This window comes from Streptomyces thermocarboxydovorans (assembly GCF_039524635.1).
GTDB classification, from domain to species: domain Bacteria; phylum Actinomycetota; class Actinomycetes; order Streptomycetales; family Streptomycetaceae; genus Streptomyces; species Streptomyces thermocarboxydovorans.
In genome coordinates this window covers 1-10,193 of record NZ_BAAAGU010000110.1, presented here as the reverse complement: position 1 = coordinate 10,193, position 10,193 = coordinate 1, and the positions used below count along the sequence as shown (strand labels likewise).

General features: G+C 68.9%; 11 protein-coding genes and 1 pseudogene. 7 read left to right on the top strand and 5 right to left on the bottom strand.

Features of this window, described 5'->3' with window-relative positions; all coding sequences use genetic code 11:
* Both ABD198_RS29890 and ABD198_RS29885 read left to right on the top strand, forming a co-directional pair.
* Positions 1–354, top strand: a 354-nt coding sequence (locus tag ABD198_RS29890) for a hypothetical protein (RefSeq protein ID WP_344007746.1), incomplete at its 5' end; no start/stop codon positions are given.
* A 233-nt stretch (positions 355–587) separates the two neighbouring features.
* The gene (locus tag ABD198_RS29885) at positions 588–860 is read left to right on the top strand and encodes a hypothetical protein (RefSeq protein ID WP_240967815.1); all 273 of its coding nucleotides are present in this window, start codon (positions 588–590) and stop codon (positions 858–860) included.
* Positions 861–965: 105 nt separating this feature from the next.
* Here the strand turns inward: ABD198_RS29885 and thiC are convergent, their stop codons facing one another.
* A complete protein-coding gene (gene thiC, locus ABD198_RS29880; protein ID WP_344007741.1) occupies positions 966–2,777 on the bottom strand; it encodes a phosphomethylpyrimidine synthase ThiC in 1,812 nt (603 codons plus the stop codon).
* Between the two features lie 255 nt (positions 2,778–3,032).
* On the opposite strand from thiC, the gene ABD198_RS29875 reads away from it, so the two are divergent.
* The gene (locus ABD198_RS29875; RefSeq protein WP_425580591.1) at positions 3,033–4,400 is read left to right on the top strand and encodes a YibE/F family protein; all 1,368 of its coding nucleotides are present in this window, start codon (positions 3,033–3,035) and stop codon (positions 4,398–4,400) included.
* A 186-nt stretch (positions 4,401–4,586) separates the two neighbouring features.
* On the opposite strand, the gene ABD198_RS29870 is transcribed toward ABD198_RS29875, so the two are convergent.
* The 3 genes from ABD198_RS29870 to ABD198_RS29860 form a co-directional block, all read right to left on the bottom strand.
* The gene (locus ABD198_RS29870; protein WP_344007739.1) at positions 4,587–5,021 is read right to left on the bottom strand and encodes an SsgA family sporulation/cell division regulator; all 435 of its coding nucleotides are present in this window, start codon (positions 5,019–5,021) and stop codon (positions 4,587–4,589) included.
* A gap of 98 nt (positions 5,022–5,119) precedes the next feature.
* A complete protein-coding gene (locus ABD198_RS29865) occupies positions 5,120–5,845 on the bottom strand; it encodes an IclR family transcriptional regulator (RefSeq protein WP_344007750.1) in 726 nt (241 codons plus the stop codon).
* 309 nt (positions 5,846–6,154) lie between these two features.
* A complete protein-coding gene (locus ABD198_RS29860) occupies positions 6,155–6,367 on the bottom strand; it encodes a DUF5326 family protein (RefSeq protein WP_344007737.1) in 213 nt (70 codons plus the stop codon).
* Between the two features lie 287 nt (positions 6,368–6,654).
* Between ABD198_RS29860 and ABD198_RS29855 the strand changes: the two are divergent.
* Positions 6,655–7,607, top strand: a pseudogene (locus tag ABD198_RS29855) (IS481 family transposase).
* On the opposite strand, the gene ABD198_RS29850 reads toward ABD198_RS29855, so the two are convergent.
* Positions 7,604–7,921 (bottom strand): cupin domain-containing protein, encoded by a 318-nt coding sequence (locus ABD198_RS29850; protein WP_344007748.1) that lies wholly within the window; start codon positions 7,919–7,921, stop codon positions 7,604–7,606. The pseudogene ABD198_RS29855 and the gene ABD198_RS29850 overlap by 4 nt on opposite strands.
* Positions 7,922–7,977: 56 nt before the next feature.
* Here ABD198_RS29850 and ABD198_RS29845 point away from each other — a divergent pair, with 56 nt between their 5' ends.
* The 3 genes from ABD198_RS29845 to ABD198_RS29835 are packed head-to-tail and all read left to right on the top strand — an operon-like array spanning position 7,978 to position 9,988.
* Positions 7,978–8,355, top strand: coding sequence for a phage holin family protein (locus tag ABD198_RS29845; protein WP_344007735.1), 378 nt, complete (start codon positions 7,978–7,980; stop codon positions 8,353–8,355).
* Positions 8,356–8,360: 5 nt separating this feature from the next.
* Positions 8,361–8,852 carry a low molecular weight protein-tyrosine-phosphatase gene (locus tag ABD198_RS29840; RefSeq protein ID WP_344007733.1) on the top strand — a complete coding sequence of 164 codons (492 nt, stop codon included), beginning with the start codon at positions 8,361–8,363 and terminating at the stop codon, positions 8,850–8,852.
* A complete protein-coding gene (locus tag ABD198_RS29835) occupies positions 8,849–9,988 on the top strand; it encodes a cystathionine gamma-lyase (RefSeq protein ID WP_344007731.1) in 1,140 nt (379 codons plus the stop codon). The genes ABD198_RS29840 and ABD198_RS29835 overlap by 4 nt, the downstream gene beginning before the upstream one ends.
* Positions 9,989–10,193 lie beyond the last annotated feature (205 nt).

Here is a 10,193-nt window from a genome sequence, read left to right as displayed (position 1 = left end):
CGCCTTCCTGGGCCTCGCGGCCGCGCTGACCTGCTACAAGAAGCTCGCCAAAGCCACCACGTGAGACATCCTCTTAGTGTTACGGCTGGACTCGCCGTGAGCAAGGAATTCATGGTCGCCAAGATCGAGGGAAAGTTTGATGTAAACCTCTCATTCAAGCTCACTGCAAAACTCGGAAACAACATCGCCGTAGACACCCCGCCGAAGAAGACCACGAACGCCAAGTACGGGGTGTACCGACTCAAGCACACGGGTAAGAGCTACAAGATCTACAGCAACTGCACCACCTCAGCCAAGAAGACGATCACCAGCTACAGCCCGTACCGTGTGGGTTGGTACCTGTGGGAGAGCTGACGGTAAGAGCCGGCCATAAAGCACGGGTAATTGCTGTCTCCACCCTGGGTTTTCTGTCCACCGTGGCGTCACTCAGCGGGTGCTCAGGAGGCGAGGAGGTCGCCTCATCGCCGAAGCCAAGCACTTCGGCTTCGCACGCCACCACGGGCCCAGCGAAGCCGAGTTCGGACAGACCGGAGCACATACCCGGAGAGTCCGTTACGGAGGCTCCCAAGCTCCCGTACGGGAAAGCCTTGGCCGAGGTAGCCTCCGCCCACGGGAATCAGACCGTCGAGCTGTCCGACGGAATCGACGCGGGAGCGCTTTCAGTTCTGGTGAACTGTCAGGGCAAAGGCTCGGTGACCATTTCCGTGAAGCCGATCAACCTCACGTTCGCCTTGGAATGCGTTGAAGGTGAAGTCAGCAGCACGTACAACGAGCTGTCCCTCAAGCAGGCAAGAGAGCAAGCCTCTTTGTCCGTGACTGCCCCTTCAACCGTTCGCTGGGCGCTGACCGTCGGCCAGTAGGGCCATCGAGCGCCGAAGCTGCCCCGGGTTGTCCCGGGGCAGCTTCTCGTCAGGCGGGCACCGGCGGGAACGGCCCCATCTGATGTCAATGGCAGCCGAACGACATCAGTCCGCTATCGGCAGGTACACCCGGTTCCCGCTCGCTGCAAACTCCTTCGACTTCTGGAGCATCCCCTCAGCGATCTCCTCCTGCGACGCCCCCTCAGCCGCACCACCGAACCGCTCTGTGATGCTTTGGCTAATCTTCATCGAGCAGAACTTCGGCCCGCACATCGAGCAGAAGTGGGCCGTCTTCGCCGGTTCCGCCGGCAGGGTCTCGTCGTGGAACTCGCGGGCCGTGTCCGGGTCGAGAGCCAGGTTGAACTGGTCCTCCCACCGGAACTCGAAGCGGGCGTCCGACAGTGCGTCGTCCCAGGCCTGCGCGCCCGGGTGCCCCTTGGCGAGGTCTGCGGCGTGCGCGGCGATCTTGTAGGTGATGACACCGGTCTTGACGTCGTCGCGGTTGGGCAGGCCCAGATGCTCCTTGGGCGTGACGTAGCAGAGCATCGCGGTGCCCCACCAGGCGATCATCGCGGCGCCGATGCCGGAGGTGATGTGGTCGTAGCCGGGCGCGACGTCCGTCGTCAGCGGGCCGAGCGTATAGAACGGAGCCTCATCGCAGATCTCCTGCTGAAGGTCGATGTTCTCCTTGATCTTGTGCATCGGGACGTGGCCCGGGCCCTCGATCATGGTCTGCACATTGAAACGCTTGGCGATCCGGCTGAGTTCCCCGAGCGTGCGCAGCTCCGCGAACTGCGCCTCGTCGTTGGCGTCCGCGATGGAGCCGGGCCGCAGACCGTCACCCAGCGAGTAGGTGATGTCGTAGGCGGCGAGGATCTCGCAGAGCTCCTCGAAGTTCTCGTAGAGGAACGATTCCTTGTGGTGCGCCAGGCACCACGCGGCCATGATCGAGCCGCCGCGCGAGACGATGCCGGTCTTGCGGTTGGCGGTGAGCGGCACATAGGCCAGGCGCACGCCCGCGTGGACGGTCATGTAGTCCACGCCCTGCTCGGCCTGCTCGATGACCGTGTCCTTGTAGATGTCCCAGGTCAGTTCCTCGGCCTTGCCGTCGACCTTCTCCAGGGCCTGGTAAAGGGGCACGGTGCCGATGGGGACGGGGGAGTTGCGCAGCACCCATTCGCGGGTGGTGTGGATGTTGCGGCCGGTGGAGAGGTCCATGACCGTGTCGGCGCCCCAGCGGGTCGCCCAGGTCATCTTCTCCACCTCCTCCTCGATGGAGGAGGTCACCGCGGAGTTGCCGATGTTGGCGTTCACCTTCACCAGGAACCGCTTGCCGATGATCATCGGCTCGCTCTCCGGGTGGTTGACGTTGGCCGGCAGCACGGCCCGGCCCGCGGCGATCTCCTCGCGGACCATCTCCGGCGAGACGTTCTCCCGGATCGCCACGAACTCCATCTCGGGCGTGATCTCGCCCCGGCGCGCATACGCCAGCTGTGTCACGGCCCGGCCGTCGCGGCCCCGGCGGGGCTGACGCGGGCGTCCGGGGAAGACCGCGTCCAGATTGCGCAGGCCGCCGCGCGGCGAGGTGTGCTTGATCCCGTCGTCCTCGGGGCGGACGGGGCGGCCCGAGTACTCCTCGGTGTCGCCGCGGGCGATGATCCAGTTCTCCCGCAGGGGTGCGAGGCCCCTGCGCACGTCGGTCTCGACGTGCGGATCGGTGTACGGGCCCGACGTGTCGTACAGCGTGACCGTCTGCCCGTTGGTGAGATGCACCTGACGGACCGGCACCCGCAGGTCGGGGCGTGAGCCCTCGATGTATGCCTTGTGCCAGCCTATGGACTTCCCGGACTCCTCGCCGACCGACGACGTGGCGGTGGTCTGCGTGGAGGCAGGCGTGCGTGCGTCCTTGTGGGTCATGAGACCGATCTCCCTACGCCGGCATTACCCGGTAACAGGTTCGGCGGTCGACGCAGCGGTATCCGTCTGCCGACGTTCCGTGTGAAACATCACTCGCGAACGGTGATGTTTCATGTGAAACATCGCTGGGACGGAGGTCAGCGCCCTCTCAGCCCGGTGCTCCGAGCTCCCGCGTGTACAAAGATGCCCCCCACGCTAGCGTCAATTCTGGCGCGGTGAACAGAGGGCCCCCTCGGGGCTTGCGATGATCGGTCGGTGACCCCTTCGCAGCATCCTTCGGTCCCACCGTCCGAACTGTCCCCCGACGCCGGCCACGGTCATGCCCACGGGCACAGTCACAGCCACGGCCCGGCCGCCCCCGTCTCGCGGCATCTGTGCAAGGTGATCGCCGCCGTCCTCGTCCCGTTCGCCGCGGCGGTGCTGATCGGCCTCGCCGTGCTCTGGCCGGGCGGTGCCCCGGCGCACGAGCGCACCGGCGTCGGCTTCGACCGCGAGACGCAGCAGGCCACGGTCGCCGAGGTGGTGGAGGTGCCCTGCAAGGACGTCAACGCCTCCGGCGGTGTGCCGACCGGTGACACCTCCACCGCGGAGGGCTCCTCCGCCCAGCAGCAGGCCCAGGGCACCTGCAAGAAGGCGACGATCCGGGTCGACTCCGGCCAGGACAAGGGCCGCACCTTCACGGAGATCGTGCAGCCGGACCAGTCCCGGCAGTTGAGCAAGGGGCAGGAGGTCGTGGTCGCCTACGAGCCCTCCGCGCCCGAGGACCTGCAGTACTCGGTCGCCGATGTGAACCGGCGGCTGCCGCTGACCCTGCTGGCCGGCGTCTTCGCGCTGGCGGTGGTGGTCGTGGGGCGGTTGCGCGGCCTCATGGCGCTGGTCGCGCTGGCGGTCAGCTTCCTGATGCTGACCTTCTTCATCCTGCCCGCGATCCTGCAGGGTTCCAATCCGCTGGTGGTGGCGGTGGTGGGGGCGAGCGCCATCATGCTGCTCGCCCTCTATCTGTGCCACGGGCTGTCCGCGCGGACGTCCGTGGCGGTGCTCGGCACGCTGGTCTCGCTGCTGCTGATCGGTCTTCTGGGCTCGGGCTTCATCGGCTGGGCCGCGCTCACCGGCGACACCGACGACAACACCGGTCTGATCCACGGGCTCTACCCGGAGATCGACATGAGCGGTCTGCTGCTGGCCGGGGTCATCATCGGCTCGCTGGGTGTGCTCGACGATGTGACGGTCACCCAGACCTCGGCGGTCTGGGAACTGCACGAGGCCAACCCGTCGATGGGCTGGCGCAAGCTGTACCGCGCCGGTATCCGCATCGGCCGGGACCACATCGCCTCGGTGGTCAACACGCTGGTCCTCGCCTACGCGGGCGCCGCGCTGCCGCTGCTGCTGCTGTTCTCCATCGCGCAGAGCGGGGTGGGGACGGTCGCCAACAGCGAGCTGGTCGCCGAGGAGATCGTCCGCACACTGATCGGCTCGATCGGCCTGGTCGCCTCGGTACCGGTCACCACGGCCCTGGCCGCCCTGGTGGTCTCCGCCGACCGTCCCTCGAGCGGTCGGGTCCCTGCCCAGGGCGACCGGCCTGCGGCGCCCCGGGGCGGCAGGGGGAGACGACGCAAGCGCTGAGGGCGCGGGGCCGAGCCGGTTGCGCGGTCGCGGAAATTCGCCACGCCGCCCGCGACCTGGGCGAATTGCCACCACGCACGGCGGCCGCCCCTTCTGCAGAAGCGTTCCTGCAGAGTGGTGTGCCGCTTGCCCGCAGGCGGAACACTCAACGCGTTCCGCCGGAGAGCAGGCCGCCGGCAAAACGCTTCACCCGGCGCTCTGTTCCGCCAGGATCCGGTCCAGCGCATCGTCCAGATGCGCGTCGAAGTCGGCCAGCGCCCCCTCCTGGCCCAGCGGCACCAGCTTGTCGGTGCGGTCGAGGAAGGCCACGAGCGGCGCGGTGGACGCCCGGAACAGCGCCTGGTCGCTGCCGACCTGAAGCCGGATCAGCACCTCGCTCAGCGACTCGGGGTCGACCGGCGAGACCCGCACATCGCCCTCGCCGCAGGGCCGGCCCACCCCGTCGATCAGCAGCTCCCGGCCGAACGCCCAGGTCACCGGGGCATCGCCCGGCAGGTGGAAGGTCAGCCGCACGGCGTAGGGATCACAAGTGTCGTAGCGCAGCTCCACCGGGATGCGGAAGGAGAGCTCCTCCGACACGAGAAAGCTCATCAAGACCTCTGCCTGTACGGACTCGCGCATCGCCTACCCCGTCATTCGACGCTGACTGCCGGGACCTGACCCTCGGACTCTGGAGGAATCTTGCTGAACGTACACGACAGATCACAAGGAGTGAGTTTTCAGATACTGATAGAGAGCGCGAGCGACCCCAGCAGCGCCCCCGCCTCCGCCTGCAGACGCTGCGCCGCAGGGAGCAGCCGGTCGGCCTGATGTACGGGAAGCGAGATGGCCAGGGTCGCGGCCGTGCTGCCGACCGTGATGGGGATGGCCGCGCAGACCGTGCCGACGGCGTACTCCTGGCGTTCGACCACCAGGTCCGTGCGCCGCGTCCGCTCCAGCCGGCGCAGCAGACTGTGGTTGTCGCGGACCGTGTACGGCGTGAGGGGCTGGACCGGGTAGCGGTCGAGGTGGTCGCGGCGGGCCCGCTCGTCGAGCTGGGACAGCAGGCACTGGCCGAGCGCGTGCGCGTGGCCGGTCTCCCGGAAGTCGGCCCACTCCTCGACCGCCGGGACGCCGGGGCTGTCCGAGACGCACAGGACGGTGATGTCGCCCTCGCGGTACACCGCGTAGTAGAGGGGGGCGCCGATCGCGTCCCGCCAGCGGGCGAAGGCGTCGACCAGCGTGCTGCGACGTTTCTGCTGTGCCCCTGCGGCGCTCAGCCGCTCGGCTGCCTCGCCGAGGAAGAACAGCCCCTTGTCCCGGCGCAGATAGCCCTCGTGCACCAGGGTGCGCAGGAGGTGATAGGCCGTGGGCAGCGCCAGCCCCGTCTCGCGTGCCAGCTGCTTGGCGGGGGCGCCGTACGCGTGTCCGGCGACGGTCTCCAGCAGGCGCATGGCCCGCTGCACCGAGCCGATGAGGGTCGCCGCCGGCGGCGGGGCGTCCGGGGAGTGGGGCTGCGCGGGGACGGCGGGCCGGGGCGCGGAGGCGGTGGGGGACGGGGCGGTTTCAGCCGTGGCCAAGGGTCACTCCCGGTGCGAGGGGGCAGCCCGTGCGGGGGAACACGGGTGGGGGACGGACGCCGCTCGCGGGGATCGCCCCGCGTCGAGATCCGGACTCTAACCGCGGGTCAGCGCCGCGGGACCGCCTGTCCGGGAAACTTCCCCCGCCCGAGGGAACCGGTGATTCGCGTCACCGTTCACCGGTTCCTCTCCGGTTCACCAGTCGCCGCGCGACGACGAACTCGACGTGAACTTCCGTACGACGTAGATCAGTCCGCCGACCAGGGCGACGAAGACCAGCAGCTTGAACAGCAGACTGATCACGAAGCCGACCACACTCGCTATCAGGCCGCCGAACACGACCAGGGCGATGACCGGCACCGCGACCCACTTCACCCACCACGGCAGTCCCGCGAAGATCTCTCGCATCGCCCTCGTCCTTACCTCTCCGCCCGTCGCGTTCCGGGTCGTGTCTCGATGTTCCGCTACCGATGCTAGGGCGGCGAGGGGCCCGGACGGGCGCCGTGCATCCCTTGTCCTCCCCTGACCGATCCCCTAGGGAATCCGGGGTGCCGGCCCTGGCCCTCGGGTATCGGCCCTAGGTGTGTCCACGGAGGTTGGTGACAGCGATCACTGACGTGTGATCTTGAAATGGGTGAGGGCCCTCTGGCTCGGTGTGGATTGCGAGATCTGCACCGGCGACCAGAAAGGCCCTCGTGCCCCACCGTAATGCACCCCTGACTGAGACTGGACGACTGCGCCTGGCCCGCTGCGTCGTCGACGACAACTGGCCCCTGCGGCGGGCCGCGGAACGCTTCCAGGTCTCCGTGACCACCGCCAAGCGATGGGCCGACCGCTACCGCAAGCTCGGCGAGGCGGGCATGGCCGACCGCTCCAGCCGCCCGCATGCCTGCCCACGGCGGACCCCGACACGTACCGAGCGGCGGATCATCAAGGTCCGCGTGCTGCGCCGTTGGGGACCCGCACGGATCGCGGGTCTGCTCCGTCTGGTGCCCTCCACCGTGCACCGGGTACTCACCCGTTACGGCCTGGCCCGCCTGGCGCACCTGGACCGGGCCACCGGCCGCGTCATACGCCGCTACGAACGCGACAGGCCCGGCGAGCTGGTGCATGTCGACATCAAGAAGCTCGGCAACATCCCCGACGGCGGCGGCCACAAGGTCCTCGGCCGCCAGGCAGGCGCAAGACGCGTTCCGGTGCCGGCTACAGCTATGTGCACACCGCCGTCGACGACCACTCCCGCCTGGCCTACAGCGAGATCCTCACCGACGAGAAGAAGGAGACCGCCGTCGCCTTCTGGGGGCGGGCGCAGGCGTTCTTCGCCTCCTGCGGTATCACCGTCGAGCGCGTCCTGACCGACAACGGCTCCTGCTACAAGTCCCGTCTGTGGCGCGATGCCCTGGCCGCAGCCGGCATCACGCACAAGCGCACCCGCGCCTACCGGCCGCAGACCAACGGCAAGGTCGAACGCTTCAACCGCACCCTGCTCGACGAATGGGCCTACCACCGGCCCTACACCTCAGAGACCGAACGACAGGCCGCGTTCCCTGACTGGCTGGACTGGTACAACTACCACCGACCCCACACCGGCATCAGCGGCCGCCCACCAGCCAGCCGCGTCACCAACCTCTCCGAACAGCACACCTAGCCCTCGGGCGGGGAGAACACCACCAGGACCCGGAGGTCCTCGCTGATGTGGTGGAACTTGTGCGGGACTCCGGCCGGTACATAGACCACGCTGCCGCGCGCCACCTGCGTGGTCTCCATCCCCACGGTGATCGAGGCCCGGCCGCTGACGACGAAGTACACCTCGTCCTGGTTGTGGGGCTTCTGCGGGTCCGGTTCGCCCGCGTTCAGGGCGTAGAGGCCGACCGACATGTTCCGCTCCCGCAGGAACTGCAGGTAGGCACCGTCGTTGGCGGCGCGCTCCGCCTCCAGTTCGTCCAGCCGGAATGCCTTCACGTTGTCCGCCCCTGCCTCACTGCTCATCTCCGACGGTGTCTGCCACGATCAGACACATGAAGAATTTCCTAGTCAAGACGATCGCCAACGCGGGCGCCCTGGCGGTCGCCGTATGGCTTCTCGACAAGATCACCCTGACCGGTGACAGTACCGGCAAGCAGATCGGCACCCTCATAGTGGTGGCGCTGCTCTTCGGCCTGGTGAACTTCCTGGTCAAGCCGGTCGTGAAGCTGCTGAGCCTGCCGCTGCTCATCCTGACGCTCGGCCTGTTCACCCTGGTGGTGAACGCGCTGATGCTGCTGCTCACCTCCTGGCTGGCCCACCAGCTGAGCCTCAGCTTCCACGTCGAGGGCTTCTGGACCGCCGTGCTGGGCGGCCTGATCGTCTCCGTGGTCTCCTGGGCCCTGAACGTCATCCTGCCCGACGGGGACTGATTCCCATGACCTACCGCGTCTGTTTCGTCTGCACCGGCAACATCTGCCGCTCGCCGATGGCCGAGTCCGTCTTCCGCGCCCGCGTGGCGGAGGCCGGCCTCGACGAGCTGATCGAGGTCGACAGCGCCGGTACGGGCGGCTGGCACGAGGGCGACGGCGCCGACGCCCGCACGGTCGCCGTCCTCGAGGAGAACGGGTACGACATCGCCCACACGGCGCGTCAGTTCGACCCTGCCTGGTTCTCCCGCCTCGACCTCGTCATCGCCCTCGACTCGAGCCACCTGAAGGCGCTGCGCCGCCTGGCCCCCACGGAACGGGACGCGGACAAGGTCCGGCTGCTGCGTTCCTACGACCCCGCCGCCGGCGACGATCTCGACGTGCCCGACCCGTACTACGGCGACACCGACGGCTTCGAGGCGTGCCTGGAGATGGTGGAGGCCGCCAGCACCCATCTGCTGGCCGCGGTGCGCGAGCAGCTGGAAGGACGTGCGGCATGAGCGGGACGATGCCGGGCGACGGTGACGGCACCCGCGCGGTGCGCGCCGGGCTCCCCGAGCCGGTCAAGCACGAACCCACCCTGCCGGGGCCGGTGTTCGCCGCCCACTACCACCTGCCGGGCGACCCCACGGGCCCGTACACCTACGGCCGGGACGAGAACCCCACCTGGACGCTGCTGGAACGGGCCATCGGCGAACTGGAGGCGCCCGGTCAGGACGGCGCCGAGACCCTGGTGTTCGCCTCGGGCATGGCCGCGATCTCCTCGGTGCTCTTCTCCCAGCTGCGCAGCGGCGACGCCGTGGTACTGCCGGACGACGGCTACCAGGCGCTGCCCCTGCTGCGCGCCCAGTTGGAGGAGTACGGCATCGAGGTGCGCACCGCGCCGACCGGCGGCGACGCCCAGCTGGACGTCCTCGACGGTGCGCGGCTGCTGTGGATCGAGACGCCGTCGAACCCGGGTCTCGACGTGTGCGATGTGCGCCGCCTGGCCGAGGCCGCGCACGCTCGCGGGGCGCTGGTGGCCGTGGACAACACGCTGGCGACCCCGCTCGGCCAGCGCCCGCTGGAGCTCGGCGCGGACTTCGCGGTGGCGAGCGGCACCAAGCAGCTCACCGGGCACGGCGACATCCTCCTCGGGTACGTCACCGGCCGCGATGCGCAGGCGATGGCGGCCGTGCGCCGCTGGCGCAAGATCGCCGGTGCCATCCCGGGGCCCATGGAGGCCTGGCTGGCGCACCGCTCGATCGCCACGCTGCACCTGCGGGTCGAGCGGCAGAACGCCACCGCGCTGGCGCTCGCCCGGGCGCTGCGGGAGCGGCCCGAGGTGACGGGTCTGCGCTATCCGGGGCTCCCGGAGGATCCCGCGCACAAGGTGGCCGCCCAGCAGATGCGGCGCTTCGGGTGCGTGGTGTCCTTCACGCTGGCCTCGCGCGAGGTGGCCGACCGCTTCCTGGCGGCGCTGCGGCTGGTGGACGACGCGACCAGCTTCGGGGGTGTGCGGTCCACCGCGGAGCGGCGCGGCCGCTGGGGCGGTGACGCCGTGCCGGAGGGCTTTGTGCGCTTCTCCGTGGGGTGCGAGGACCCCGAGGACCTGGTGGCCGACGTGCTGCGGGCCCTGGACGCCTCAGCCACCTGACGCTCACATACGGATATCCGCGGCCTGCGGGCCGCAGGGCCCACCGACGCACGACGGACGGTCCGAGCCTCCCCCCTCGTGGCTCGGACCGTCCTCGGTTCTGCGCGCGAAGAACCGCGCGAACAAGGCTAGATGAATGAGTCCAAGGGGTGTCGTTGCGGTCAGTGATCGTAGGCGGTCAGTGACCGCTTGATCGGCTGCCCGG

Bases quoted from the DNA above. Each gene is read 5' to 3' on its own strand.
- ABD198_RS29845 (WP_344007735.1), top strand. From the start codon at position 7,978: ATGAAGAATTTCCTAGTCAAGACGATCGCCAACGCGGGCGCCCTGGCG.
- thiC (WP_344007741.1), bottom strand. From the start codon at position 2,777: ATGACCCACAAGGACGCACGCACGCCTGCCTCCACGCAGACCACCGCC.
- ABD198_RS29835 (WP_344007731.1), top strand. From the start codon at position 8,849: ATGAGCGGGACGATGCCGGGCGACGGTGACGGCACCCGCGCGGTGCGC.
- ABD198_RS29840 (WP_344007733.1), top strand. From the start codon at position 8,361: ATGACCTACCGCGTCTGTTTCGTCTGCACCGGCAACATCTGCCGCTCG.
- ABD198_RS29870 (WP_344007739.1), bottom strand. From the start codon at position 5,021: ATGCGCGAGTCCGTACAGGCAGAGGTCTTGATGAGCTTTCTCGTGTCG.
- ABD198_RS29860 (WP_344007737.1), bottom strand. From the start codon at position 6,367: ATGCGAGAGATCTTCGCGGGACTGCCGTGGTGGGTGAAGTGGGTCGCG.